The organism is Bradyrhizobium sp. PSBB068, from assembly GCA_016839165.1.
Taxonomy (GTDB): domain Bacteria; phylum Pseudomonadota; class Alphaproteobacteria; order Rhizobiales; family Xanthobacteraceae; genus Bradyrhizobium.
Genome location: CP069300.1, coordinates 1,929,830 through 1,955,444, shown reverse-complemented (window position 1 = coordinate 1,955,444; position 25,615 = coordinate 1,929,830). Strand labels below are relative to the sequence as shown.

General features: G+C 64.7%; 23 protein-coding genes. 8 read left to right on the top strand and 15 right to left on the bottom strand.

Going from position 1 to position 25,615, the window contains the following annotated elements; translation table 11 throughout:
• Window positions 1–24: 24 nt before the first annotated feature.
• The 3 genes from JQ507_09105 to JQ507_09095 are packed head-to-tail and all read left to right on the top strand — an operon-like array spanning window position 25 to window position 3,404.
• Window positions 25–1,536, top strand: coding sequence for an ABC transporter substrate-binding protein (locus tag JQ507_09105; protein QRI71609.1), 1,512 nt, complete (start codon window positions 25–27; stop codon window positions 1,534–1,536).
• A gap of 31 nt (window positions 1,537–1,567) precedes the next feature.
• Window positions 1,568–2,509, top strand: a complete 942-nt coding sequence (locus tag JQ507_09100) for an ABC transporter permease (GenBank protein QRI71608.1) — start codon at window positions 1,568–1,570, stop codon at window positions 2,507–2,509.
• A gap of 4 nt (window positions 2,510–2,513) precedes the next feature.
• Entirely contained in the window at window positions 2,514–3,404 is an 891-nt protein-coding gene (locus JQ507_09095; GenBank protein ID QRI71607.1) for an ABC transporter permease, read from the top strand.
• Window positions 3,405–3,508: 104 nt separating this feature from the next.
• Here the strand turns inward: JQ507_09095 and JQ507_09090 are convergent, their stop codons facing one another.
• The 6 genes from JQ507_09090 to JQ507_09065 form a co-directional block, all read right to left on the bottom strand.
• On the bottom strand, window positions 3,509–4,252 hold the full coding sequence (locus JQ507_09090) for a hypothetical protein (GenBank protein ID QRI71606.1): 744 nt from the start codon (window positions 4,250–4,252) through the stop codon (window positions 3,509–3,511).
• 141 nt (window positions 4,253–4,393) lie between these two features.
• Window positions 4,394–7,495, bottom strand: a complete 3,102-nt coding sequence (locus JQ507_09085) for a multidrug efflux RND transporter permease subunit (GenBank protein ID QRI71605.1) — start codon at window positions 7,493–7,495, stop codon at window positions 4,394–4,396.
• Window positions 7,496–7,579: 84 nt separating this feature from the next.
• A complete protein-coding gene (locus JQ507_09080) occupies window positions 7,580–8,773 on the bottom strand; it encodes an efflux RND transporter periplasmic adaptor subunit (GenBank protein ID QRI71604.1) in 1,194 nt (397 codons plus the stop codon).
• Window position 8,774: 1 nt separating this feature from the next.
• The gene (locus tag JQ507_09075) at window positions 8,775–9,476 is read right to left on the bottom strand and encodes a TetR/AcrR family transcriptional regulator (GenBank protein QRI71603.1); all 702 of its coding nucleotides are present in this window, start codon (window positions 9,474–9,476) and stop codon (window positions 8,775–8,777) included.
• A 64-nt stretch (window positions 9,477–9,540) separates the two neighbouring features.
• On the bottom strand, window positions 9,541–10,131 hold the full coding sequence (locus tag JQ507_09070) for an aldehyde dehydrogenase (protein QRI71602.1): 591 nt from the start codon (window positions 10,129–10,131) through the stop codon (window positions 9,541–9,543).
• A complete protein-coding gene (locus JQ507_09065; GenBank protein QRI71601.1) occupies window positions 10,128–10,661 on the bottom strand; it encodes a phosphonopyruvate decarboxylase in 534 nt (177 codons plus the stop codon). The genes JQ507_09070 and JQ507_09065 overlap by 4 nt, the downstream gene beginning before the upstream one ends.
• A 205-nt stretch (window positions 10,662–10,866) precedes the next feature.
• Here JQ507_09065 and JQ507_09060 point away from each other — a divergent pair, with 205 nt between their 5' ends.
• From JQ507_09060 to JQ507_09050, 3 genes are all read left to right on the top strand, one after another.
• Entirely contained in the window at window positions 10,867–12,090 is a 1,224-nt protein-coding gene (locus JQ507_09060) for a cytochrome P450 (GenBank protein ID QRI71600.1), read from the top strand.
• A gap of 4 nt (window positions 12,091–12,094) precedes the next feature.
• Window positions 12,095–12,772 carry a two pore domain potassium channel family protein gene (locus JQ507_09055; protein QRI71599.1) on the top strand — a complete coding sequence of 226 codons (678 nt, stop codon included), beginning with the start codon at window positions 12,095–12,097 and terminating at the stop codon, window positions 12,770–12,772.
• Between the two features lie 137 nt (window positions 12,773–12,909).
• Window positions 12,910–14,124 (top strand): ornithine--oxo-acid transaminase, encoded by a 1,215-nt coding sequence (locus JQ507_09050; protein QRI71598.1) that lies wholly within the window; start codon window positions 12,910–12,912, stop codon window positions 14,122–14,124.
• A gap of 22 nt (window positions 14,125–14,146) precedes the next feature.
• Here JQ507_09050 and JQ507_09045 read toward each other — a convergent pair whose 3' ends face one another.
• From JQ507_09045 to JQ507_09005, 9 genes are all read right to left on the bottom strand, one after another.
• Window positions 14,147–15,010: a sugar phosphate isomerase/epimerase gene (locus tag JQ507_09045; GenBank protein QRI71597.1), complete on the bottom strand. Its 864-nt coding sequence runs from the start codon at window positions 15,008–15,010 to the stop codon at window positions 14,147–14,149.
• Entirely contained in the window at window positions 15,010–16,203 is a 1,194-nt protein-coding gene (locus JQ507_09040) for a dihydrodipicolinate synthase family protein (GenBank protein QRI71596.1), read from the bottom strand. Before JQ507_09040 ends, JQ507_09045 begins: the two co-directional genes overlap by 1 nt.
• 13 nt (window positions 16,204–16,216) lie before the next feature.
• Window positions 16,217–17,368 carry a Gfo/Idh/MocA family oxidoreductase gene (locus JQ507_09035; protein QRI71595.1) on the bottom strand — a complete coding sequence of 384 codons (1,152 nt, stop codon included), beginning with the start codon at window positions 17,366–17,368 and terminating at the stop codon, window positions 16,217–16,219.
• A complete protein-coding gene (locus tag JQ507_09030; GenBank protein QRI71594.1) occupies window positions 17,365–18,771 on the bottom strand; it encodes a hypothetical protein in 1,407 nt (468 codons plus the stop codon). Before JQ507_09030 ends, JQ507_09035 begins: the two co-directional genes overlap by 4 nt.
• A gap of 14 nt (window positions 18,772–18,785) precedes the next feature.
• The gene (locus JQ507_09025) at window positions 18,786–19,631 is read right to left on the bottom strand and encodes an ABC transporter ATP-binding protein (protein QRI71593.1); all 846 of its coding nucleotides are present in this window, start codon (window positions 19,629–19,631) and stop codon (window positions 18,786–18,788) included.
• A 3-nt stretch (window positions 19,632–19,634) separates the two neighbouring features.
• On the bottom strand, window positions 19,635–20,633 hold the full coding sequence (locus JQ507_09020; GenBank protein ID QRI71592.1) for an ABC transporter substrate-binding protein: 999 nt from the start codon (window positions 20,631–20,633) through the stop codon (window positions 19,635–19,637).
• Between the two features lie 58 nt (window positions 20,634–20,691).
• Window positions 20,692–21,501 carry an ABC transporter permease gene (locus tag JQ507_09015; GenBank protein ID QRI71591.1) on the bottom strand — a complete coding sequence of 270 codons (810 nt, stop codon included), beginning with the start codon at window positions 21,499–21,501 and terminating at the stop codon, window positions 20,692–20,694.
• Between the two features lie 154 nt (window positions 21,502–21,655).
• Window positions 21,656–22,357 carry a TetR family transcriptional regulator gene (locus tag JQ507_09010; protein QRI71590.1) on the bottom strand — a complete coding sequence of 234 codons (702 nt, stop codon included), beginning with the start codon at window positions 22,355–22,357 and terminating at the stop codon, window positions 21,656–21,658.
• A 252-nt stretch (window positions 22,358–22,609) separates the two neighbouring features.
• The gene (locus tag JQ507_09005; GenBank protein ID QRI71589.1) at window positions 22,610–23,470 is read right to left on the bottom strand and encodes a VOC family protein; all 861 of its coding nucleotides are present in this window, start codon (window positions 23,468–23,470) and stop codon (window positions 22,610–22,612) included.
• 222 nt (window positions 23,471–23,692) lie between these two features.
• Between JQ507_09005 and JQ507_09000 the strand changes: the two genes are divergently transcribed.
• Both JQ507_09000 and rbsK read left to right on the top strand, forming a co-directional pair.
• The gene (locus JQ507_09000) at window positions 23,693–24,586 is read left to right on the top strand and encodes a sugar kinase (GenBank protein QRI71588.1); all 894 of its coding nucleotides are present in this window, start codon (window positions 23,693–23,695) and stop codon (window positions 24,584–24,586) included.
• 22 nt (window positions 24,587–24,608) lie between these two features.
• Window positions 24,609–25,544 carry a ribokinase gene (gene rbsK / locus JQ507_08995; GenBank protein QRI71587.1) on the top strand — a complete coding sequence of 312 codons (936 nt, stop codon included), beginning with the start codon at window positions 24,609–24,611 and terminating at the stop codon, window positions 25,542–25,544.
• The last annotated feature ends 71 nt before the right edge of the window (window positions 25,545–25,615 follow it).

Sequence of the window (25,615 nt, the reverse complement as noted above, 5' to 3'; positions counted from 1 at the left end):
GGCGTAGGGAATAAGGGGTTGGCGATGAGATTTTGGCGCTTGGCGGTCCTGATGGCGGCCCTCGTGACCTGGTGCGGAACGAGCGCGCGTGCCGAAACGACGCTTCGCATCGGGCTCGCCGAGGACCCCGACATCCTCGATCCCTCAGTCGGACGCACCTATGTCGGCCGCATCGTCTTTTCGGCCTTCTGCGACAAGCTGTTCGACATCGACGAGAAGCTGAACATCGTTCCTCAGCTCGCGCTATCATACGAGAATTCGTCCGACGGCAAGGAGATGACGATCAAGCTCCGGCCGGGCGTCAAGTTCCACGACGGTGAACCGTTCGACGCCGAAGCCGCCAAGTTCTCGCTGGAGCGCCACCTCACGCTGCCGACCTCGTTTCGCAAACCGGAATTGGCCGCGCTCGACCATGTCGACGTCGTCGATCCCCTGACCATCAAGCTGGTGCTCAAGACGCCCTACTCGCCGCTGATCGCCCAATTGACCGACCGCGCCGGCATGATGGTCTCGCCGAAGGCCGTGAAGGAAGCAGGCGACAAGTTCGGCCTGCATCCGGTTTGCGCCGGACCCTACAAGTTCGTCGAACGCGTGCAGCAGGATCGCATGGTGTTCGAGAAATTCCAGGATTACTGGAACAAGGACAACGTTTTCATCGATCGCATCGTGTTCCTTCCGATCGTCGATGCCACGGTGCGGCTCGCGAACCTGAAATCCGGCGGGCTCGATCTGATCGAGCGCGTGCTCGCCACCGACATCAAGGACGTCCGCGCCGACAAGCGGCTCGTGCTGTCGACCGCACCTGAACTCGGCTATCTCGGCCTCACGATCAACATCGGCAACGACAAGAACAAGGGGCCACTCAGCCAATCGGAAAAGGTGCGCCAGGCGCTCGATCTGTCGATTGACCGCGAGGCGCTCAACCAGGTCGTGTTCAACGGCGAGTTCACGGCGGGCAATCAATGGGTCAGCCCGACGCATCCTTACTATCAGAAGGCGTTCCCGGTTCGCGGACGCGATGTTGCCAAGGCCAAGGCACTGCTGAAGGAGGCCGGTGTCACACTGCCCGTCTCCATCGACTACATGGTCCCCAAAGGGGCCGAGAACGAAGCCGTGGCCCAGGTCGTGCAGTCGATGGCGGCCGAAGCAGGCTTTGACATCAAGATCCGCGTGGTCGAATTTGCGACGACCTTCAAGCAAGCCCAGGCCGGCGAATTTCAGGTGTTTCAGATCAACTGGAGCGGCCGGATCGATCCTGATGGCAATTCCTATGTCTTCCTGCACACCAAGGCGCCGCAGAACGACGGCGGCTATTCCAATGCGGAAGCGGACAAGTTGATGGAAGATGCGCGGCTGATCAACGATCCCGCCCAGCGCAAGGCGATCTACGAGAAGATGACCAGGATCGTGCTCAACGACGAGCCGATCATCTATCTCTATCATCGCACGCTGCTGATCGCGCACTCCGGCAAGGTCGAGGGTTACCGGCAGATGCCGGATGGATTGGTGCGCGTGGTCGGGCTGAAATTGAAATGATCGCCGCGGCGCAGGATACGCGGGGCCGACGATGCTGAACTTCCTCGCCAAGCGGCTGGCTCAGCTGATCCCGACGCTGTTCTTCGTCTCGCTCCTGATCTTCTCGCTGCAACATTTGCTGCCCGGCGATCCGGCGCTCGTGATGGCCGGCGAGGAGCGCGATCCGGCCGTGATCGCGCAAATCCGCGCCCAGTACCATCTCGATCAACCGATTCCGTTGCAATACGCCTATTGGGTCAAGGGCGTGCTCATGGGCGACTTCGGCGAGTCGCTGCGCAGCAAGATGCCGGTGCTCGCCCTGATCGCACAGAAATTGCCGGTGACGATGCAGATCGCCGGTATGGCCATCGTCATCGCATTCCTGATCGGGATCCCCGCCGGCATCATCTCCGCGGTGAAGAAGGGCACCGCCTGGGATTACGGCGCCAACCTGTTCGCACTGTGGGGCATCTCGACGCCGAATTTCTGGCTCGGCATCATGCTGATCTTCCTGTTCTCCGTCGAGCTCGGCTGGCTGCCGGCCTCCGGCTACGTGCCGCCCGCCGAGAACTGGCGCGCCAGCCTCGCTGCGTCGATCATGCCGGCCTTCGTGCTCGGCAATGCGATCGCCGCGATCCTGATGCGGCACACACGAAGCGCCATGCTGCAGGTGCTGGAGAGCGACTATGTCCGCACCGCGCGCGCCAAGGGCCTGTCGGAGCGTACCGTGATCCTCAAGCATGCGATGCGCAACGCGCTGACGCCGATCATCACGCTCGGCGCGCTCGAGCTCGGCACGCTGCTGTCGGGCGCGGTGCTCACCGAGCAGATCTTCTCGATCCCCGGCTTCGGCAAGCTGATCGTCGACGCCGTGTTCAACCGCGATTACGCCGTAGTCCAAGGCGTGGTGCTGACCACGGCGACGATCTACATCACGCTCAATCTGATCGCCGACATCGCCTATATCCTCGTCAATCCGCGGCTGCGGGGCTGATCGCATGACGGACACAGCGCTCGGGACTTCAGCTGCGCTTGCCGCCACCGAAACGCTGGAAAGCCCGGCGCGGCGTGCCTGGCGGCGGCTCGTCAGGCACAAGGGCGCGATGCTCGGCCTCGCCGTGATCGCGATCTTCATCCTGCTCGCCGTGTTCGCGCCGATGATCGTGCCCTATGATCCGATCGCGGCGAGCTGGTCGCTGGTGCGCAAGGCGCCGTCGGCGCAGCACTGGTTCGGCACCGACGAACTCGGCCGCGACGTGCTCGCCCGCGTCGTGTTCGGCGCCCGCGCTTCGCTGCTCGCCGGCCTGATCTCGGTCAGCATCGCGCTTGCGATCGGCGTGCCGCTCGGCCTCGTCGCCGGCTATCGCGGCGGCTTCATCGACGCGTTGATCAGCCGCATCACCGATGCGATGCTGGCCTGCCCATTCCTGATCCTGGCGATCGCGCTCGCCGCCTTCCTCGGGCCGAGCCTCGGCAATGCGATGATCGCGATCGGCGTCTCGGCGACCCCGATCTTCATCCGCCTGACCCGCGGCCAGGTGATGAGCGTCAAGGTCGAGGACTATGTCGAGGCCGCGCGCGCGATGGGCAATCCGCGCTGGCGCATCGCGCTGGTCCACATCCTCCCCAACATCCTGCCAGCGCTGCTGGTGCAGGCCACGTTGTCGATCGCGGCCGCGATCATCGCCGAGGCCGCACTGTCCTTCCTCGGCCTCGGCCAGCAGCCGCCGGCGCCATCCTGGGGCAGCATGCTCAACGCCGCGCAACGCTTCCTGACCAGCGCGCCGTGGATGGCGATCTGGCCCGGACTTGCAATCTTCCTCGTCGTGCTGTCATTCAATCTGGTCGGCGACGGCCTGCGCGACGCGCTGGACCCGAAATCGCGGTGACTCAAGCTGAGCGCGCTCCATCCGTCCCCGTCATCCAGAGGCGTGAGCGGAGCGAGCCTCGAAAGATGACGGGACTGATAGCGTGCGCACCCTAAGCTCTTCAGTTAAATAACCACCTCCCGCAGCACCCGGCGGCAATCCATCTCGTATTCGAGATCGACCACCGGCGGGCGGCAAAAGTGCCAGGCCAAGCCGGATCGCGTCGCGCCGCGGCGGACCAGCTCATCGACGATGACCGGATGGAAATCGTGCACCGTATAGGCCTGCACCGCCGTCGTGTCCTGCCAGCCGAAGCTGAACTCCGCCAGACGCCGCTCCATCTCACCTACCGTGAAGCGGACCTTCTCCCGCCACGCGCCGGGGCTGAGATCGCGGTAACAAACGATGCGCTCGGGATAGCTGCCGGGACCTCCGCGGGCCTCGGCGCCGCCCGCGATCACGAAGGACGGCGATGTGGTCGTGCTCGCCCGCGTGAACGAGAATGCATGGAACGACGGCTCGGCCGGCGGATCAATCTCTGGACAGACGTTGCTGCGCGCGACCGGATTGATGGTGTCGTCGAACAGGCCCCATTCCGCGAGCGTCTTGACGTAGTGCTGGTTGAAGGCGCGGAAGCCGTCCTCGGTGAAGGCGGCTGGCGAGCGCAATTCGCAGGCGCAGAACGACGTCAGCGGCCGGCCGGCGTCCTTGATGTAGGCCGCGATCCGCGCAAAGCCTTCCGCAAGCGGCACCAGCCGATCGAAGCGCACCCGCTCGATCTCATAGCCGGCGTTCGCCTGCGCGCCGCTGGAATATTGGAACACGGCCGGTATGAACCGGTAATTGCCTGCCGCGAATTCGCTCGCCATGCCTGTTTCCTCCAGATCTTGTGAGGCGAGCATAGCGTTTTCGAGCGAACCGGTCTCGCGGTTCAGCCACCACGGGACAAAGAAAAGGCGGCAGTGGCTTTCGCCAGTGCCGCCCTTCCTGCGAGCATGAGCCTGGAGGGCTCAGGTTGGTTTCAATGCGCCGCCGCGGCCTTCCAGTTCGTAGTCGGCGATCTGCTTGGCGCGCTCCGAACGGGCCGCGGCCTGGTGGTCGGTTGCGATCACGGTGTAGACCATCGGCAGCACAAACAGGGTGAACAGCGTGCCGATCGTCATGCCGGTGACGACGACGAGCCCGATCGAGAACCGGCTGGCCGCGCCGGCGCCCGAGGCGGTGAGCAACGGCAGCAAGCCGGTGACCATCGCCGCCGTCGTCATCAGGATCGGACGCAGACGAATCCGGGCCGACATCTCGATCGCCGAGCGACGGTCGAGCCCCTCGTTGAGCTGCAGCTCGTTGGCGAACTCCACCATCAGGATGCCGTGCTTGGTGATCAGTCCGACCAGCGTCAACAGGCCCACCTGGGTGTAGATGTTCATGGTGGCGACACCGAAGAACAGCGGGATCAAGGCGCCGACGATCGCCATCGGCACCGAGATCATGATCACGAACGGATCGCGCAGGCTCTCGAACTGCGCCGCCAGCACCAGGAAGATGATGATGATGGCGAACGCGAAGGTGACCAGCAGCTGGTTGCCTTCGTGGACGTATTGCCGGGAGTCGGCCAGGAAGTCGAATGTGAAGCCGGACGGCAGCTTCTTGGCTTCACCCTGCAGGAAGTCCACCGCCTGGCCCATCGAGACGCCGGGCATCGGCACGGCCTGGAAGGTCGACGAGTTGAGCTGGTTGTAGTGGGTCAGCGCGTTCGGATCGACGCCGGTCTCGACGGTCACCACCGTCGACAGCCGCACCAGCTGCCCGGTCGCGGTCGGGACGTAGTAGTTGTCGAACGATTCAGGCGCGAGCCGGTTGGCGCGCGGCACCTGCGGGATCACCTGATACGAGCGACCTTCGAGGTTGAAGCGGTTGACGTAGTTGCCGCCGAGCAGCGTCGCCAGCGCGCCGCCGATCGACTGCATGGTGATGCCGAGGTCACTCGCCTTGGAGCGATCGACCTTCACCCGAACCACCGGCTGGTTGAAGTCGAGGTCGCTGTCGGTGACGATGAACAGGCCGCTCTTGCGCGCGGCTTCCTTCAGCTTGTTCATCTGGTCGAACACCTGCTGGAAGCCGGCGGTCGACGAAATCACCATCTGCACCGGCAGACCGCCGGGTCCGCCGGGCAGCGGCGGCAGGCTGAACGCGAATGCGCTGACGCCTTCGATCTTCGACAGCTCGTTCTGCACCAGCGGCTGCAGCGTCTGGGCCGAGCGCTTGCGCTCATCCCAGGGCTTGAGAAGCATGCCGGCGAAGCCGCCCTGCGGACCGGTGATGCCGTTCAGGATGAACCGCAGGTCGGTCTCGGGAAACTTCTGGAACTCCTTGTCCATTTTGTCGCCGTAGAAGTCGATGTAGTCGATGTTGGCGTATTTCGGCGCCTTGGTCACCGCGAACACGATGCCCTGGTCTTCCTGCGGCGCCAGCTCCTTCTGGATGTGCATGTAGAGGAAGCCGACCAGGCCGAGGATGGTGACGGCGAACAGCGCCGTGATCGGACGGTAGTCGAGCGAACGGTCGAGCTGGCGGCCATAGGCACGCGTCAGCGCGCCGAACACGCGGTTGACCAGCTTGGCGAAACGCCCCTCCTCCGCGCTCTTGAGGAACACCGAGCACATCATCGGCGACAGCGTCAGCGCGATCACGCCCGACACGATCACCGAGCCGGCCAGCGTGAAGGCGAATTCGCGGAACAGCGTGCCGGTCACGCCGCCGAGGAAGCCGATCGGCGCGTACACCGCCGCCAGCGTGATCGTCATGGAGACGACCGGGCCCACGATCTCGCGCGCACCTTTCAGTGATGCCTGCACGGGTGGCAGGCCCTCCTCGAGATGTCGATGGATGTTCTCCACCACCACGATGGCGTCGTCGACCACGAGACCGATCGCGAGCACCATCGCCAGCAGCGTCAGCAGGTTGAAGCTGAAACCTGCCGCCAGCATCAGGATGCAGACGCCGATCAGCGACAGCGGAATGGTGACGACGGGAATGATCACCGACCGCAGCGAAGCCAGGAACAGGAAGATCACGACGACGACGATCAGGACCGCTTCAGTCAGCGTCTTCTCGACCTCGTCGATCGACGATTGGATGAACTTGGTGGAGTCGTAGGCCACCTTCATCTTCATCGACGGCGGCAGGTTGCGCTCCATGTCGGGGAACAATGCGCGCACGCCCTTGACCAGGGTCAGCGGGTTGCCCTGCGGCGTCGCCTTGATGCCGATGAAGATCGCATGCTCGCCGTTGAAGGCGACGCTGGCGTCGGTCGACTGCGCCGCGAGCTCCACCGTCGCGATGTCCTCGATGCGCACGAAGCCGCCGTCCTTCGCCTTCACGATCATGCGCTTGAACTGATCGATGTTCTGAAGGTCGGTGTTGGCCGAGACGTTGGAGACGATGAAGAAGCCCTTGGTCTGGCCGGCGGCCGCCTGGAAGTTGTTGGCGGCGATCGCGGCCGCAACGTCGTTGGGCGAGACGCCGCGTCCGGCCATCCGGGTCGGATCGAGCCAGACGCGCATCGCGAAGGTCTGGCCGCCGAGGATGTCGGCCGACGCGACGCCGTCGACCGTCGAGAGCACCGGCTGCACGACGCGGGTCAGATAGTCCGAGATCGCCGATCCGGTCAGCTCCTCGCTGGAGAAGCCGAGATACATCACGGCGATGGTGTCACCGGTCGCCTTGGTCACGACCGGGTCGAAGGCTTCCTTCGGGATCAGGTATTTGACCGAATTGACCTTGGCGAGCACCTCGGTGAGCGCCTGGTTCGGATCGTGATTGAGCTTGACGTAGACCTGGATCGTCGAGGTGCCGAGCACCGAGTTCGACGTCATGTAGTCGACGCCCTCGGCCGAAGCGACCGCCTGCTCGATCGGCGTGGTGATGAAACCGTTGATCAGTTCGGGCGACGCGCCGGGATACGACGTCGTGATCGTCACCACGGTGTTCGACAGGTTCGGATATTGCCGGATCGGCAGCACCATCGCCGCGCGCAAGCCGATCAAGAGGATCAGCAGGCTGACGACGACCGACAGCACCGGGCGCTTGATGAAAATATCAGTGAAGGCCATCGCCAACTCGATTCGTGTTGTCTGCCGGTTTCCCGGCGCAAGTGGCGGAGGGCCATCGGGCCCTCCGAGTTCAGATGATCGGTATTAGTAGCGCGGCGGCTCGGCCGGCACCGGCGGCGCCGGGTCGGTCGAGATCGCGACCGCCATGCCGGACTGCAGCTTGATCTGGCCGACGGCCACGACCTTGTCACCGGCCTTCAGGCCCTTGAGGATCTCGACCCGGCCCTCGACACGGTTGCCGGTCTTCACGAAGGTACGCTCGGCGGTCAGGGTGGTCTTGCCGTCCTCGCCCTTCTTCTCGGTGATCAGGAACACGGAGTCGCCGTACAGCGTGTAGTCGACCGCGGTTTCCGGAATCGTCACGACCGGCGGCTTCTCGGGCAGCACGATGGTGGCGGTCGCGAACATGCCGGGCTTGAGGATGCTGTCCGGATTCTGGATCGTCGCCTGCACTCGGATGTTGCGGGTATCGGTCGCGATCTGCGGCTCGATGGTGGTGATCTTGCCGTCGAAGGTGCGACCCGGATAGGCGTCGACCGCGATCCGCACGATCTGACCGACCTTGATCTGCGAGCTCTGCTTCTCGGTCACGGTCATGTTGGCATACAGCACCGACAAATCGGTCAGCGATACGATCTGCGTGCCGGCCGTCAGATACTGGCCGACTTCGACCTGGCGAACGCCGAGATCGCCTTCGAACGGCGCGCGCACCAGCTTCTGCGAGATCAGCGCCTCGGTCTTGGCGATACCCGCCTTGGCCTGGTCGTAGGTCGCCTGCGCGGTATCGACGGTCGACTGCGGCCCGAACTGGCGCGACGCAAGCTGCTTGGCGCGATCGAGTTGCTGCTCGCCGACGGTTGCCTGCGCCTTGAAGCTGGCGAGGTCGCCCTGTTCCGGCGCGTCGAACAGCTGCACCAGCGGCGTGCCCGCCTTCACATGGCTGCCGGCGGTGAACAGGATCTCGGTGATGCGGCCCGGCACGTCGGTCGTGACGTTGACCTGGTGCACGGCGACGAGATCGCCGACGGCAGTCAAGAGGTTCGGAATCACTTCGGTCTTAGCCTCGGCAGCCGTGACGTTCGACGGCGGCGGCTTATTGTTGGCGAAGAACTGCGCGATCATGTGGCTGCGGAAGGCGTTGAAGCCGACCAGCGCGCCGACCAGCAGGGCCAGCAACAGGCCTACGATGATGAACCAGCGCACCAAACGGACGGGACGCTTGGCTTGCTTCTCCTTGATCGGTTGACCCGAGATATGGCTTTCGGTCTGGATATTCATGTCATGCACTTTCTGCAGTTACCGACGGTCCTGCGCTCGGCGACGGCTGGCGGCTCAAATGAGTTGAGATTGCGGCTTCGGTAAGTCCGATGCCGCGAAGAATGAACTGGCAAAGCTGCTGCTCGGCCGCTGCAGCATCACCATAGGGGAGACAAGGTGTCGCAGGCAGCTGCGTCAGCGCCCCCATGAGCACGGTATGGTGCGCAAACCAGAACAGGTTGAGCGGCTCGTCGCCGATCCGCGTGGCCTCGCCGGCGGCGATCGCCCGGTCGAGCGAGGCGGCGAAGGTTGGACCGATCAGCTTGCCGACCTTGTCGTACAGCAGGCGCGCAAACTCGCCGTCGTCGAGATGGCTCGTCACCATCAGCCGCATCCGCTGCGCCTCTTCCTGGTCCGGCGCATCGCGCAGTTGCATGAAGTGACCGACCATGCCTTGCACCAGTTCGACCAGCGTCGCGGTCGAAGGCTCCTGGCCGAGCAGATGCGCGAGATCAGGGTCCGCCTCGCACTCCTCGGCAAGGATTTCGGCGTAGAGCGCAGCCTTCGACGGGAAGTGCTTGAACAATAGCCCTTCCGAAATGGCAGCCGCAGCCGCCACGCTTTTCGTCGTGGTGCCGGCAAAGCCGTTCCGGGCGAAGCACCGCTTTGCAGCGCTCAGGATCAACTGACGCCGCAAGTCACTCGTCATGCGTAAGGTAGACATTTGGGTCGTGAGTAATCACTCACTTTACCAAAAGTCAAGGTTCTATTGCACCGCGAAAGCTACTTTAAATTGGACTGTGTCCGATCGACCCGCGGATGCGGTTGACGATGTAGGTGCCGTCGCGGCTGGACAGCACGCGTTCCAGATTGGCCCCGTCGATCTTCGCGCTCGCGAACCGCGGCCCCGCTGTAACATCTTGCAAAGACGAGGCAAAAGTCTCAACCTCGGCCATCGTGCTGATCGAGCGGCTATCTCCGATTCCGCAGGCTTTGGCAACACCCACAAGGTCGGCGGTTCCCCCGGTGTGGCTCGCCTGGCCACCGGTCTCGCCGTAGGCCTCGTTGTCGAGCACGATGATCGAGAGGTTTTTCGGCTGCTGCAGCGCGACGGTCGCAAGGCTCCCCATCCCCATCAGCATCTCGCCGTCGCCGGTGATCACGACGACCGGCAGCGTCGGCTGCGCCAGCGCCAGGCCGAGCCCGATCATCACGGCGCCGCCCATGCCACCCCAGAGATAGAAGTTGCGGTCATGGTCGCCGGCCGCGGCGATGTCATAGGTCGAGGCACCGAGGCCGCCGACGGCGAAGGCGCCCTTGCGATCCCTGAGCAGTTCGGCAACCACCGCGCGGCGGTCGAGGCGATTGGCTTTGCTCATTTGGTGAAGACCTTTGCCCCGATCAGCCGCTGCGACAGCAGGACGGCGGTTGGCGTGCAGGCGTTGTAGGCCTGCGCCGCGCCGGCCTCGACGACCTCGCGAACCTCACCGGGATGCGCTGCACGCAACACCTTGATCCCCGACAATTCGAGAATGCCCTGCGTGTTCGAGCCCATCGGCACCTGCCAGGGATTGAACTCGCCCCATTCGCCGCGCATCGTCACCAGCGTGAGGAACGGCAAGCGGAAGATCTGCACCAGCGACAGCATGTTGATGCAATTGCCGACCCCGCTCGACTGCATCAGCAGCACGCCGCGCTGGCCGCCGGCCCAGGCGCCCGCGAGCAGCGCCACGCCCTCCTCCTCTGTGGTCAGTGCAATGCCGCGCATCGATGACGACCCCAGCACCCGCTCGATCAGCTCCGAATGCCCGGCGTCCGGCACGTAGGGCACCTGGCGCACCTCGAAGCGCTGCAATATCGAAAAGATCTCCTCGGGCCAGGAGACCGCGGTGTCGGCACGGGCATGCATCGGCGTTTCCGGCTCTCTCTTGTTTGGCCGCGACTGTAGAGGGGCACGCGCGCTTCATCAAAGCGCAAAACCGCATATGGCTCTGCGATATATTCGCACCACGCCGAGGGCGTCGCGCCGTTCCCGATACTTTCATATTGTGTTGCGCCGCGCCCGGCCGCGGCCTACGATAGTTGCAAATGAAACTAATTAGGTTGGATTCGCCATGGACGGGCACGCGCGCGAGCTGGCTGACGGTTTCGACCTGGAAAGGCTGACCCCGAAGTTCTACGCCGACCCCTACCCGACCTATCGCGCGCTACGCGAGCACGCGCCGGTCAAGCGCCTGCCGAACGGCTGCTATTTCCTCACCCGCTACGACGACCTGATCGCCGCCTACAAGAACACCAGGACGTTCTCCTCCGACAAGAAGACGGAGTTTCTGCCGAAATACCGCGACTCGCTGCTCTACGAACACCACACGACCAGCCTCGTCTTCAACGATCCGCCGGCGCACACCCGCGTGCGGCGCTTGATCATGGGCGCCTTGTCGCCGCGGGCAATCGCCGGCATGGAGCCGGACCTGATCGCGCTGGTCGACAGCCTGCTCGACCGGATCGCAGCCAAGGAGCGCTTTGAGTTGATCGAGGATTTCGCCTCGGCGATTCCGGTCGAGGTGATCGGCAACCTGCTCGACGTGCCGCACGAGGAGCGCGAACCGCTGCGCGACTGGTCGCTGGCGATCCTGGGTGCGCTGGAGCCGGTGATCGGCAAGGACGCGTTCGACCGCGGCAACGCCGCGGTGAAGGATTTCCTCGCCTATCTCGAAACCCTGGTCGAACGCCGCCGCGCCAGGCCGGGCAATCCCGAGCGCGACGTGCTGACCCGATTGATCCAGGGTGAGGACAATGGCGAGCGGCTGACCGCGAAGGAACTGCTGCACAACTGCATCTTCCTGCTCAATGCCGGCCACGAGACCACGACCAACCTGATCGGCAACGGTCTGGTGACGCTGACCCAATACCCTGGGGAGAAGCAGCGGCTGATCGCGCAGCCGGAGCTGATCAAGACCGCGGTCGAGGAGATGCTGCGTTTCGAAAGCTCCAACCAGCTCGGCAACCGCATGATCGTGGAGGAGACCGAGCTCGGCGGCATCAAGCTGCCGGCCGGCACGCTGGTCACGCTGTGCATCGGCGCCGCCAACCGCGATCCCGCGCAATTCCCCAACCCGGAAAACTTCGACGTCGCACGCACGCCGAACCGCCATCTCGCCTTCGGCACCGGCGCGCATCAATGCGCGGGCATGGCGCTGGCGCGCCTTGAAGGCGCCATCGCGATCTCGCGGTTCCTCAAGCGCTTCCCGAACTATCTGCTCGACGGCGAGCCGGTGCGCGGCGGCCGGGTGCGGTTCCGCGGCTTCCTCAGCGTGCCATGCCGGCGCGGCGCGTGATCCGATGACGACAGAGCAATTGCGCGAGCGCTGGGGCGATTCGCTGCTGACGGTGCTGACCGGACTGCTCCTGGTCATGATGTTCGTGGTCGCGCCGCTACAGGCGCTCGGCCTGTTCGAATTCCAGGTTTTCGAGCTGTTGCTCGCGATCTTCCTGGTCGGCGGCGTGTTCGTGATGTCGGGCAGCGCGATCGCCGTCGTCACCATGCTGGTCGCTCTGGCGATGATCGTGACCGGCGCGATCCTGCGCCTGCACTCGCCGTCGATCCTCGACCTCAATCTGTTCGCCGGCTCCTGGCTTCTGGTCGGCATCACGATGGCAGTGACGGTCGCGCGGGCGATCTTCGCGCCGGGGCGCGTCACCTACCACCGGGTGATCGGCGCGATCCTGTTCTATCTCACGGTCGCGGTGATCTTCGTGGCGCTCTACACCTTCATCGGCACGCTGGTCCCGGACGCATTTGCCGGCATGAAGATCGAAGACCGGCCGTCGCTCGCAAGCCAGCTGATCTATTTCTCCTTCGCCACGCTGACGACAACCGGCTACGGCGACGTCGCACCATTGCATCCGATGGCGCGCAGCCTGTGCAATGTCGAGGCGATCTTCGGCCAGCTCTACCCGGCGACGCTGCTCGCCCGGCTGGTCACGCTCGAGATCGCGCACCGCGATCGGGATTCGTAGCGCAGCGACGCTGACAGGATCGATCAAATTTGGTGCACGGTCATCCTTTAAGCCGCGCGGGCCGATCCCCAATCAGCTATAATTTGATCGCGCGACACCTCACCGGTGCCGGCACCGCACAGCTGGAGTGACGAAACATGCGTCCGCCAGTCACCGATTTCATCGCCAGGGAAGCGCAATTCGGCGCCCACAACTACGCGCCGCTCGGCGTCGTGCTGACGCGCGGCGAAGGCGTCTGGGTTTGGGATACCGACGGCAATCGCTACCTCGATTGCCTCTCCGCCTATTCAGCGGTCAATCAGGGCCACTGTCATCCGAAAATCCTCGCCGCGATGATCGAGCAGGCCGGCCGCCTGACGCTGACCTCGCGGGCCTTCCACAATGACCAGCTCGCCTTGTTCTACGAGCAGCTCGCCGATCTGACCGGCTCCCACAAGGTGCTGCCGATGAACAGCGGCGCGGAGGCAGTGGAGAGCGCAATCAAGTCGGTGCGCAAATGGGGCTACGAGGTCAAGGGCGTGCCCGATGACCAGGCCGAGATCATCGTCTGCGCCGACAATTTCCACGGACGCACCCTGGCGATTGTCGGCTTCAGCACCGACCCGGCGAGCCGCGTGCATTTCGGGCCGTTTGCGCCGGGCTTCAAGGTCATTCCGTTCGGCAACGCCAGGGCACTGGAAGCCGCGATTACGCCGAACACCGTTGCCTTCCTGGTCGAGCCGATCCAGGGCGAGGCCGGCGTCATCATTCCCCCTGCAGGCTATTTCGCCGGGGTCCGCGAGCTCTGTACCCGCAATGACGTGATGCTGATCCTCGACGAGATCCAGACCGGACTTGGCCGCACCGGCAAGCTGCTGGCGGAGCAGCACGAGGGCATCGAGGCCGACGTGACGCTGCTCGGCAAGGCGCTGTCCGGCGGTTTCTATCCGGTCTCGGCGGTGCTCTCCAACAACGAGGTGCTCGGCACGCTGAAGCCCGGCCAGCACGGCTCGACCTTCGGCGGCAATCCGCTCGCCTGCGCGGTCGCGCGCGCGGCGCTGCGCGTGCTGGTCGACGAAGGCATGATCGAGAACGCGGCCGCGCAAGGCGTGCGCTTCATCGACGGCTTGCGCAGCATCCGTGCCAACACGGTTCGCGAGGTGCGTGGACGCGGGCTGATGCTCGCGGTCGAGCTTCACCCCGAGGCCGGTCCCGCGCGCCGCTATTGCGAGCTGCTGCGGGAGCACGGCATCCTCGCCAAGGACACCCATGACCACACCATCCGGGTCGCCCCGCCGCTGGTCATTACGGGAGATCAGGTCGATTGGGCGCTGGAACAGATCGGCGCTGTGTTGACACAGGATTTGACCTGACGGCGGCTTTGCGCCGTCCGACCTAAACCACCGTCCGGTGCCGCTCGATGCAGGTCTGCAGCACCTCGTCCAGCGGCCGGCCCCACCAGTCATTCGAGAATATCTCGATCTCCGAATAGCCGGCGAAGCCCTGCGCTTCGACCGCCGCGCGCACAGATTTGATATCGATGACACCGTCACCCATCATGCCACGGTCGTTGAGAATGTCCTTGGTCGGCACCAGCCAGTCGCAGACATGGAATGCGAGCAGCCGGTCCCTGCCGGCGCGCGCGATCTGGGCCATCAGCTCCGGGTCCCACCAGATGTGATAGACGTCGAGCGCGACGCCGATCGCACCAGTGCGGCCGGGATCGAGCGCGTCGCAGAGGTCGAGCGCGTGCTTCGTGGTGTTCACGCAGGCGCGGTCGGCGGCATAGGCCGGATGCAGCGGCTCGATCGCGAGCGGCAGTCTTGCCTGCTTCGCATAGTCCAGCATCTCGGCGATGCCGTCATGCACCTGATTGCGCGCTGCGGCGATGTCCTTGGACATCGCGCTGCCGGGCCGAGAATATTGCGGCAGGCCGCCGACGACGAGCACGATGCAGGAGGCACCGAGCGCGACGGCCTCGTCAACGGCGCGGCGGTTGTCGTCGCGTGCCGCGCTGCGATGCGCGTTATCGGCCGTGAACATGCCGCCGCGGCAATAGCCCGACAGATCGAGCCCCGCGTCCTTCACCGCGCGCACGGCACGGTCGAGACCGACGGCAGCGACCTGGTCGCGCCAGGGATCGATGGCGCGGATGCCGAGCCGCGCGCAGGCCTCGATGATGGCGAGAAGATCGCCCTGCTTGCGGACGGTTGCCGTGTTCAGCGACAGCCAGCGGTGATCTCTGGAAAAATCGCGCATCAGGCGTCTATGCCACGGCTCGCAAGGATCGTCGCCATCCGGCGTGTCGCTGCTTCCGGATCGGCTAGCAGCCCCGCCTGGTCGGCGAGCCGGAACAGTTCGGCGAGATGCAGGGTCGAGCGCGCGCTTTCCTGCCCGCCGACCATCGTGAAATGATCCTGGTGGCCGTTGAGGTAGGCCATGAACACGATGCCGGTCTTGTAGAAGCGGGTCGGCGCCTTGAAGATGTGGCGCGACAGCGGCACCGTCGGGCCGAGCACGTCGTGGAAGCCGGCCTCGTCGCCCGCCGCGAGCCGCGACAGGGCGTAGGACGCCGCGGGCGCGATCGCATCGAAGATGCCGAGCAGCGCGTGGGAAAATCCCTTGTCGTCGCCGGCGATCAGTTCGGCGTAGTTGAAGTCGTCGCCGGTGTACATCTTCACCCGTGGGTCGAGCCGCCGCCGCATGTCGATCTCGCGCTGCTTGTCGAGCAGCGAGACCTTGACGCCATCGACCTTGGCCGCATTGGCGTTGATGATCGCGACCGCCGTATCCATCGCCCTGTCGAGATCGGCCGTGCCCCAATAGCCTGACAGCGCCGGATCGAACATGTCGCCGAGCCAGTGGATGATCACGGGCTCGCGGACCTGCGACAGCACGCGGTCATAAACCCCAGCGTAATCGTCCGCGGTCCTGCCGAGCTTTGCCAGCGCGCGCGAGGCCATCAGGATGATGCGGCCACCGGCCTTCTCCACCGCCGCGATCTGCTCCTCATAGGCACGGATGACGTCGTCGATCGACCTTGCGTCTTCTACCGCCAGATGATCAGTCCCGGCGCCGGAGAACACCAGCGCATTGCCCCTGGCCTTCGCCGCCCTGACCGAGCGCTGGATCAATTCGAGCGAGGTCGCCCAGTCCAGCCCCATGCCACGCTGCGCGGTATCCATCGCCTCGGCGACGCCGAGGCCGAGGTCCCAGACGTGCTCGCGGAATGCGATCGTCTTGTCCCAGTCGATCGCAGCCGTCAGCCAGGGATCGACGTCGGCGCGGGGATCGGCAACCACATGGGCCGCAGAGAACGCCACCCGGTTGAGCGTGCCCTCAAGCTTTGCCGGAAAGGTCCGCGACGCCGCCAGGCGATAGGTCTCGAGGCCCCCATCGGCGGTCGGCAGCTTCAGCGAAAGGGATGACATCGGCAGGACTGGCTTGTTCATGGCAAGGTCCCTCTCAGACGGCGATCGGTGCGACGTCGATCCAGCGCCGCTCCTTCCAGCTCTTCAGCGCGCACTCGGCAAGCTGCACGCCCTTGGCGCCTTCGAGCAAGGTGTATTTGTAGGGCGCATCCTCGCAGACGTGGCGAATGAACATCTCCCACTGCTCCTTGAAGCCGTTGTCGTAGACGACGTTCTCGGGCAGCTTCTGCCAGTCGGCATAGAAATCGTGCATCCGCTTCTCGTCCGGATTCCACACCGGCCGCGGCGTCGCCTGGCGCGCCTGGATCACGCAGTCGGTCAGTCCGGCAACGGCCGAGCCATGGGTGCCGTCGACCTGGAAGGTGACGAGGTCGTCGCGGTAGACCCGCGTCACCCAACTCATGTTGATATGCGCGATCACGCCGCCCTTCAGGCGGAAGGTGGCGTAGGCGGAATCATCGGCCGTCGCCTGGTACTTCTTGCCCTTCTCGTCAAAGCGTTCTGGGATATCGGTCGTGCCGATGCAGACCACGCTCTCGACCTCGCCGAACAGATTGTCGAGCACGTAGCGCCAGTGGCAGACCATATCCAGAATGATGCCGCCGCCATCCTCTGCGCGGTAGTTCCACGACGGCCGCTGCGCTTCCTGCCAGCCGCCCTCGAACACCCAATAGCCGAACTCGCCGCGCACCGAGAGCATGCGGCCGAAGAAGCCGGAGTCACGCAGGAAGGCGAGCTTCTTCAGGCCGGGCAGGAACAACTTGTCCTGCACGGTGCCGTGCTTGAGACCCTTGGCATTGGCCAACTTCACGACCGCGACGGCTTCCTCGAGATTGGTCGCGATCGGCTTCTCGCAATAGACATGTTTGCCGGCGTTGATCGCCTTGGTCAGCAGCGAGGGCCGTGCCTGCGTCGTCGCGGCATCGAAGAACACGGTATCGTCCTTGTCGGCCAGCGCGCGATCGAGATCGGTGGTGTGGCGCTCGATGCCGTAGCGCTTTGCCAATGCGCCGACCTTCTCGGCGTCGCGCCCGACCAGGATCGGATCGGGCATGATGCGGTCGCCATTCGACAACAACACGCCACCCTGCTCGCGGATCGCGACGATCGAGCGGATCAGATGCTGGTTGAGCCCCATCCGGCCGGTGACGCCGTTCATGATCAGGCCGAGGCGTTTGGTCGTCATACTGTCTGCTCCTGCGAAACGCGTGGTGTTGGCCGCTTGAGCGGCTGCATGGTGGACCAGTCCGGATGGATCGAACTGGCAAAGCCCGGTACTGCGGCGATCGATCCGGTCAGGAGATCGCCGTCATGGATCGCGAGGCGGACCTTGCCGCCCGCGCGTGTATAGAGATCGGGATGCGCGGTGAGGAAGGCGTCGGCTTCGTCAGCCGGGGTGTCGGCAAAGCCGTCGACGTAGTGATGTCCGTTGCGTTCGGCATGGGTGACGCCGATCAGCGCGCCGAGCGCAAGATCCTGCTGCACACCGAGGCCGGCCTGGCAGGTCAGGTCCTCACCGCTGATGAAATACCGGTCGCCATCCGCGCTCCACGCCGCCGCGCGGGCGGCATTGACGACCGATTTGTAGATGCCCTTGCACGATTTCGACGAGATGCCGCGATAGCCGAGCGCCCGCGCCCGCGGGAACGCGTCATAGGAATCGTCGGCCTCATCGATGATGAAGTTGCGCCCGGCCAATTTCCCGAGCGGCGATGCTTTCGTGACGTCACGCGGCATCGGTTGCTCGATATAGAGCAGGTTTGCAGCGATCGGCTTGAGTGCCTCGTCATGGTCGAGCCGGTCGACCAGCGCGTTCAGCGCGGCAAGGTCCGCGTATTGCTCGTTGGCATCGAGCGTGATCTTGGTGGCGTAAGGCAGCTTGGCGAGCTCGTCGCCGATCCGCGCCAGCCGCGCTGCGTCATGCGCCGGATCGCCGTTCAGCTTGAGCTTGAAATAGCGTGCACCGGCATTTTCGTTTGCGTCGGCAACACCGCCCTCGCCTTCGATCGTGTCATCCATCCCGACCGTATGCCTGACGGCGACACGGTCGAGGCGCTTGCGGGCGGACAGGAACCGCGCGATGTCTGGATCGCCGAGATCGGGCGTCAGCCGCCCGTCGATTCCGGCGATATTGCCGGCCATGCCGTCGAAGACATTTGCGCCGGCCGCACGCAGCAGCGCATCCAGGATCGCCTTGTCGATCTCCGCCGGGCCAAAGCTCGCGGCAAGCTGCGGAATGTCTTCCGCAGCGCAGGCCGCGACCTGCGGACCGATGTACGCGGCGTGCAGGCCGAACGCGGTATCAAAGGCTCCGTTCGCCAGATAGAACTCGCGTGCAATCGCCAGCGAGCGGCGAAGTCCGTCGAGCGACTGGGCTTCGGTCAGATGCGGCCGCTTGTCGAACCATTTCGGCGCAAGCATCTCGGCGCTGGCGCCGGTGGCGCGGCCCTTGCCTTCGACCTCGATCTCGACCCGCACGAAAACCTGCGTCGCCGCATTGATCGTCACCGCGCCGAAGCGGAACGGCCGGACGAAGGGCAGCGGCCGTTCGAAGAAGGCGATATCTTTGACAGCGAGGCGAAGCGGCATTGAAAGCTCGGGCGTTAGTCCAGCGATCCCTGTGTGAAGAAATGCTTGCGGATCCGCTGCACCAGTTCGGTGAAGACGGGATCGGACATCGTCTCGAGCGAACGCGGCCGCGGCATCGGCACGTCGTAGATCGCCGCGATCGCGCCGGGCCGCTCGGTCATGACGAGCACGCGGTCGGCGAGGAACACGGCTTCGGGAATCGAGTGCGTGATCAACAGCACCGTCTTGCCGGTCTCGCGCTGGATCCGCATCAGTTCGACATTCATCCGTTCCCGCGTCATGGCGTCGAGCGCGCCGAACGGCTCGTCCATCAGCATGATCTTGGGATCGTGCACCAGCGCGCGGCAGATCGAGGCGCGCTGCTGCATGCCGCCGGACAGCTGCCAGGGCAGCTTCTTCTCGAAGCCTTCGAGGCCGACGAGCTTCAACAACCCCTTGGCGCGGTCGAGATATTTGTCCCGGGCGAGCCGCTTCATGTCGATCGGCAGCATCACGTTGGAGAGGATATTGCGCCACGGCAGCAGCAGGGCGTTCTGGAACACGATGCCGACATTGCCGTGGGGTTTCGTCACCGGCTCGCCGTCCACCAGCACCTGCCCCGTCGTCGGCGGCAGCAGGCCCGAGATCATCTTCAGCAGCGTGGACTTGCCGCAGCCGGAGGGCCCGACCACGACAAAGAACTCGCCGTCATTGATGGTGAAGTCGAGCGGCCGCAGCGACGGCACGTCGCCGTCGCGCGACCGGTAGGTCTTCGACACGCCCGACAGCTTGATGCCCGGCGCGGCGCCGGGCGCGCGGTCGGACACCAGGCGCAGATGCGCGGCGGGCTGCTCGGCAGCGCTCTTGATCGCCGATTTCATGGCTTACGAATTACCCTTCGGCAGATAGTCGTTGGTGTAGAACGCCTTCGGATTGGCCTTCGCCTTGGCGTCGAGGCCACCATATTCGACCATCAAATCGACCGACTCGGTCATGTTCTGGTCGGTGACCTGGAACGGCCGCTTGTCCTTGGTCGCCGGCGTGCGATAGAGCGGGATTGTGAGCTCAAAACCCTGCGTCAGCGTCTCGATCTTGCCGCCCTTCGGGTTGGCATCGAGGATCGACTGCGCGGCCGCCTTCGGGTCCTTCTCCGCAGCCTCCACCGCTTTTGTCGTCGCCGACATGAAGCGGCGGACCAGGTCGGCATTGGCCTTCACATAGTCCGAATTCGCGATGATGCCCGACGACACCATGTTGATGCCGTAGTCGGCGAACTTGATCGGATAGACGTCCTTGCCGGTGGCGTCCTTGATCTTCATCGACTGGTCCATGACATAGCCGAGCAGGAGATCGGCCTGGCCGTTGATGACGGCGTTGAGCTTGGTCTGGCCGTCGCCGGCAACCGTGTTGAAGTCGCTTTCCTTCAGCCCGGTCTTCTTCAGGAACAGCGGCCAGATCTGCGTCATCGAATCCGCGGGCGTGATCGCGACCGTCCTGCCCTTGATGTCCTCCGGCTTTTTGATGTTCTTGTCGACGAAGCCCATCGCCGACATCGGGCTGGTCTGCAACAGCACGCCGGTTGCGATCACAGGCGCGCCTTTCACCGCGGCGCGCATCATGGTAGGTACGTCGACATAGCCGAAATCGGCGGTCTTGGCCGCCACCGCCTGTGTGGTCGCGGCCGAGCCGCGGCCTTCCTGGATCTCGAGGTCGATGCCCTCGGCGGCGTAGATGCCCTTGGCCTTGCCGTAGTAGAACGGCGCGTGCTCGCCATAGACGTACCAGTTCAGCATCAGCACGACCTTGTCGGCCGCGGACGCTGGTGCCATCGCCAGTGCGGTCCAGGCCAATGCGGCGCCGGCGACCGCAATCAAACGCTTCATGGATGCTCTCCCTCTATTGTCCGCGGCCCTTGGATGGGCCGCTTGTCCGATTGCTGCGCTATGACGCAAAACTGATGTCGTCACGCTGGCTGACGTGCCAGGGGATCACCAGCCGCTCGATGCGGTCGACGATCCAGAACAGGATGACGCCGAGCAGCGCCAGGATCACCAGCGCGGCGAACATCGTCGGCAGGTCGAAGGTGCCGATCGAGCGCTGCATCACATAACCGATGCCGGAATTGGAGCCGACGAACTCGCCGACCACGGCGCCGACCACCGCGAGTGTCACCGACACTTTCAGGCCGGAGAATATCGCCGGCATCGCGTGCGGCAGGTTGACCGCGCAGAACACCTTGAAGCGGCTGCCCTGCATTGCGCGCGCCAGATCGACCATGTCGGGATCGACCGACTTGAAGCCCTGCACCGCCGAGACCACGACGGGGAAGAAGCCGAGCAGGAACGCGGAGATCACCTTGGGGACGATGCCGAAGCCGAACCAGACCACGAACAGCGGCGCGATCGCGATCTTCGGCACCGATTGCGAGAACACCAGGAGCGGATAAACGTAGCTCTCCACCGTCTTCGAGCCCGCGATCAGCATCGCTGTGGGAATGCCGAACAGCGCCGAGAGCAGGAAGCCGCAGAGCGTCGCATAGGTGGTCGGCCAGGACTGCCGCAGCAGTTCCGGCCAGTCGCTGATCAGCACCGTAACGACGTCACCGGGCGACGGGATCTGATAGGCGGGGATGTGGAACAGGCGGATCGAGAGATCCCAGGCCGCCACGATGACGATCAGGAACAGGAACGGGCGCACCCACGCCGCATTCAGCACCTTCGACAGGCCCGAAGGGCTCCTTGCCTCCGCCACGTCACACTCCCTTGCAGTTTCTCTCGTTCGGTTAGAAATTAACCTGTTGGATAATTACTGTCCAGCCCCCGGCACGCGACGAAATCGCGCTGGAATCCCATACTTTCGCCAGACGAGACTTTCTGGATACGGGCTGCGGACGAACCGCGAGCCGTCACACCACGCGGTGTTCCGCGGCGTGCCGCACCGGCATCACCCCGAACGCGGCGGTGGACTTACCCGTCAACGCCGCCAGCACCAGCGCAATCATATGCTCGAGACGTTCGTCGCGGGCGTCCTTCTTCAGGAGGTCGCGGCCGAAGATCACGCTCAAGGTGGCGCTGTTGGAGAGATAGAAGAACGCAAGCCCCGCGATCGAGATATAGAGCTGCACCGGATCGACCGTGACGCGGAAATCGCCGCTCTCGACGCCGCGCGTCACCACCGTGCGAATCATCTCGACGAACGGCGAGTGCATCGACTTGACCTTGGTCGAGCGCTTCAGGTGCTTTGCCTTGGCGAGGTTTTCCGTGTTCAGCAACGCCAGGAACTCGGGATTGCGCAGAAAATAGTTCCAGGTGAAGGCGATCAGGCGCCCGATCGCCTCGGGCGGATCGAGATGCTCGAGGTCGAGCGTGCGCTCTTCGGCACGGATCTTCTCATAGGCGCCTTCCAGCACCTCGAGATAGAGATCCTCCTTGTTGCCGACATGGTAGTACAGCATGCGCTTGTTGGCGCCGGCATTGGCCGCGATGCGATCGACCCGCGCGCCGGCGAGGCCATGGGTGGCGAATTCCTGCTTGGCCGCCTCGAGAATCCGCAGCCGCATCCCTTCCGGGTCGCGCTGCCATCTCTGTATTCGCTTTGCCTTCGCCAAAATCAATCGCCCGGTGATGCTGGATTGATGAACGTAGCATGACGCGCGACGTTTGAGAACGAATGTTGTCGCGACGGGCGTGCGGGAATATTTCTTGTCCCTTCGTCATTCCGGGGCTCGCGAAGCGAGAGCCCGGAATCCATCCATCCACGGAGCTTGCGGCTAGATGGATTCCGGGTTCGTGCTTCGCACGCCCCGGAATGACGAAAGCGCCACGCACGCTGCCGTGACGACGCACGCACAACCTGCGCCCTAGTCTGGCTTCCCCTGCGAGGGCTGCACCAGGAGCGTCGGCACACCGCACGTGCCGTTGCGCACCGTCATCACCCGCGTGCCGGGCTTGCGGCCGGCGCGGATCTCCGAGACGTCGACGCCGGCGGCAACCAGCCGCGCATGCGTGGCATCGATATCGGCGACGCGCCAGCAGATCCCGCGCAGCCGGTCCGGCGCGTCGGCCTCCACCTTGTTGCTCTGCTTGCCCGGCCGGTGCGTGACCTCGACGACGAGATCGCCGCAGCGGAAGAACATCAGCCGGCCCCACTCGGGATGCGAGCGGTCGAGCGCCATGTCGAGCCCGAGCCGCGCGCCGTAAAGCGCGGCGGCGCGTTCCGGATCGGCGGTCGAGACCACCACATGATCCATCGCCGTGATCGAGGCCGGCGTGGTGCGCACCGAGAGCGGCCGCTCCTGCTCCCGCTCCAGGAAGAACATCCGCACGCCGCGCGTCGTGTCGGTCGCAGCGCGCGTGCGCTTCCACGACAGCGTGGCACCGCTGACATCGTCGCGGCTCTCGACCTCGGCGACCGGCTCGGGCTTCAGCGTCAGCCGGTCGAGCCTGCGATGCGTCCTCTTGATATCGCTGGTGCGAAAACAGAGGCTCGCAAGCCCCTCGCCCTGGGTGACGAGCGCGCCGCGGACGCGTTGCGCGGCGGCATCGTCGCCGCGCGGCGCCATCAATTCCAGCGTGGTGTTATCGAGCGTGAACAGCACGCGGTCGGCGCCGTCGCCGCTGTTGCGCCAGGCCGGCGCCCGCGCGAACAGCGTCTCGTAGGCGGCACTGGCAGCGCTGATGTCGCCGGTCAGGACGACGATGTGGTCAAGACCGGTAATCATGGCACGGGCCTCCCCGAATCTGCCGTCATGATGCTTCTCCCTCACGCAACCTCGGAACCGCGAGCAGCGGGCCGCCATTATGCCGAATGCCAGCGCCGCGCGGCTGCCCACATCTCTAGCCACAACCAGCCAAAGTTGCGAATAATTTCAGCGAAATCGGCCGAGCAGCGGTGCTAGTCTGCCGTGCCGGCCGGGACCACACCAAGCCACGACGGAAAGCGAATGCAGGCTCTCTTCATCGGACAGACCTATATCGACGTCACCTTCATCACGGATCACATGCCGGTCGGCGACGAGAAGCACGTCGCCGACGCCTATGCCGTGTCGTTCGGCGGCAACGCCGTAACCGCAGCGTTCTGCTGCGCCAAGCTCGGCATCCAGCCGGACCTGATCGCGACCATGGCCAATGACTGGCTGGGGCGGATGTTCTGGGACATGGCCGACAGGTACGGCATCTCGTTCCACCCCCGCAAGGTCAACTCCTCCTCACTGTCCTTCATCATGCCCCACGATGGCAAGCGCGCCATCGTGCGCTGCCGCGACGACCAGCACATCCACCCCTTTCCGCTGCTGAACATCGATGGCTGCCGCGCGCTGCACATCGATGGCCATCAACCGGACGCCGCGATCCATTACGCGAAGCTGTGCCGCGAAGCCGGCATCCTGACCTCGCTTGACGGCGGCGGCCTGCGCACCAACACCCACGAGCTGCTCGCCTTCATCGATATTGCGATCGTCGCCGAGCGGCTGTGCGAGCAGATGGACAAGACGCCGGAGCAGATGCTCGACTATCTCAAGAGCCGCGGCTGCACGGTCGGCGGCGTCACCATGGGCGAGCGCGGCCTGCTCTGGTACGACGAAGCGGGCGTGGTGCGCACCTTGCCGGCCTTTCCGATACCGCGGGAACGGGTGATCGACACCAACGGCGCGGGCGATGTCTTCCACGGCGCCTACATCTATTCCTACCTCTCAAATCCGAGCAAGGGCTGGCATGAGCATTTCAAGTTCGCGCGTGCGGCGTCGACCTACAAGATCCAGAAGCTCGGCAACGAGGCCGGCCTGCCGACGCTGGCCGATATCGCGGCCGTCAAGCAGGAGTTCCGCGCCGAGGCCTGATCGGGCGGATCGAGGCTAGGCCATGAGGCACGTTTTTGTCGCCGGCAGCATCAATATGGACGTGGTGGCGACCGCCGAGCGCCATCCGCGGGTCGGCGAAACCGTGGCCGGCGAGGCCGTGCTCTATTTTCCCGGTGGCAAGGGCGCCAATCAGGCCGTGGCATCGGCAAAACTCGGCGTTGCGACCACACTCATCGGCAGGCTCGGCACCGATGCGTTCGGCAAGGAGCTGAGAGCGTTCCTCGTCGCGCAAGGCGTCGATCTCAGCCTCGTCAAGACCACCGCTGGTGCGCATTCCGGCACGGCGATCATCACCATTGCCAATGCCGACAACACCATCGTGGTCGTGCCAGGCGCCAACGGGCTCGTCGATGCTCGTGATGTCGCGGTGCCTGCCATGGTGAAGGGTGACGTCGCGGTCAGCCAGTTCGAGATCCCGCTGCCGACGATCGCCGCATTCTTCCAGCGCGCCCGCGCCGCCGGCGCCACCACGATCCTCAATCCGGCACCGGCGAAACAGGCCGACAAGGCGCTGCTGGATCTGGTCGATATCCTGATCCTGAACGAGACCGAGCTTGGATTCCTCACGGGAACTGAGCTGCGCGACAGCGACGCACCCGCCCGCCTTGCCGAGGCGGCGCGAAGCTTGGGGCAAGGCAAGACCGTCTGCGTCACGCTCGGCAAACGCGGCGTTCTGGCGCTGGTCGAAGGCCAGCCGCTGCTGGTGCCGGGACGCGAGGTCAAGGCCGTCGATACGACAGGCGCCGGCGACTGCTTCGTCGGCGCCCTCGCCTCGCAGCTCGCGGGCGGCAAGCCGCTCGGCGACGCCCTGGCCTATGCCAACGCCGCCGCCTCGATTTGCGTGCAACGGATGGGCGCTGCGCCGTCGATGCCGACGGCGCAGGAGGTTAGCGCCGTTCTTTCCACGGGTCGTCCCGGCGAAGGCCGGGACCCATAACCACCGGCTTCCATTGTCTTGAACTGACGTCAACCCGCACCGCCTCAAATCGAGAGGCCGCGGCGTATGGG

Bases quoted from the DNA above. Each gene is read 5' to 3' on its own strand.
- JQ507_09075 (QRI71603.1), bottom strand. From the start codon at position 9,476: ATGTCTACCTTACGCATGACGAGTGACTTGCGGCGTCAGTTGATCCTG.
- JQ507_09050 (QRI71598.1), top strand. From the start codon at position 12,910: ATGCGTCCGCCAGTCACCGATTTCATCGCCAGGGAAGCGCAATTCGGC.
- JQ507_09105 (QRI71609.1), top strand. From the start codon at position 25: ATGAGATTTTGGCGCTTGGCGGTCCTGATGGCGGCCCTCGTGACCTGG.
- JQ507_09090 (QRI71606.1), bottom strand. From the start codon at position 4,252: ATGGCGAGCGAATTCGCGGCAGGCAATTACCGGTTCATACCGGCCGTG.
- JQ507_09085 (QRI71605.1), bottom strand. From the start codon at position 7,495: ATGGCCTTCACTGATATTTTCATCAAGCGCCCGGTGCTGTCGGTCGTC.
- JQ507_09000 (QRI71588.1), top strand. From the start codon at position 23,693: ATGCAGGCTCTCTTCATCGGACAGACCTATATCGACGTCACCTTCATC.
- JQ507_09035 (QRI71595.1), bottom strand. From the start codon at position 17,368: ATGACGACCAAACGCCTCGGCCTGATCATGAACGGCGTCACCGGCCGG.
- JQ507_09020 (QRI71592.1), bottom strand. From the start codon at position 20,633: ATGAAGCGTTTGATTGCGGTCGCCGGCGCCGCATTGGCCTGGACCGCA.
- JQ507_09005 (QRI71589.1), bottom strand. From the start codon at position 23,470: ATGATTACCGGTCTTGACCACATCGTCGTCCTGACCGGCGACATCAGC.
- rbsK (QRI71587.1), top strand. From the start codon at position 24,609: ATGAGGCACGTTTTTGTCGCCGGCAGCATCAATATGGACGTGGTGGCG.
- JQ507_09055 (QRI71599.1), top strand. From the start codon at position 12,095: ATGACGACAGAGCAATTGCGCGAGCGCTGGGGCGATTCGCTGCTGACG.
- JQ507_09070 (QRI71602.1), bottom strand. From the start codon at position 10,131: ATGAGCAAAGCCAATCGCCTCGACCGCCGCGCGGTGGTTGCCGAACTG.
- JQ507_09065 (QRI71601.1), bottom strand. From the start codon at position 10,661: ATGCATGCCCGTGCCGACACCGCGGTCTCCTGGCCCGAGGAGATCTTT.
- JQ507_09095 (QRI71607.1), top strand. From the start codon at position 2,514: ATGACGGACACAGCGCTCGGGACTTCAGCTGCGCTTGCCGCCACCGAA.
- JQ507_09040 (QRI71596.1), bottom strand. From the start codon at position 16,203: ATGAACAAGCCAGTCCTGCCGATGTCATCCCTTTCGCTGAAGCTGCCG.
- JQ507_09060 (QRI71600.1), top strand. From the start codon at position 10,867: ATGGACGGGCACGCGCGCGAGCTGGCTGACGGTTTCGACCTGGAAAGG.
- JQ507_09080 (QRI71604.1), bottom strand. From the start codon at position 8,773: ATGAATATCCAGACCGAAAGCCATATCTCGGGTCAACCGATCAAGGAG.
- JQ507_09030 (QRI71594.1), bottom strand. From the start codon at position 18,771: ATGCCGCTTCGCCTCGCTGTCAAAGATATCGCCTTCTTCGAACGGCCG.
- JQ507_09100 (QRI71608.1), top strand. From the start codon at position 1,568: ATGCTGAACTTCCTCGCCAAGCGGCTGGCTCAGCTGATCCCGACGCTG.
- JQ507_09025 (QRI71593.1), bottom strand. From the start codon at position 19,631: ATGAAATCGGCGATCAAGAGCGCTGCCGAGCAGCCCGCCGCGCATCTG.
- JQ507_09045 (QRI71597.1), bottom strand. From the start codon at position 15,010: ATGCGCGATTTTTCCAGAGATCACCGCTGGCTGTCGCTGAACACGGCA.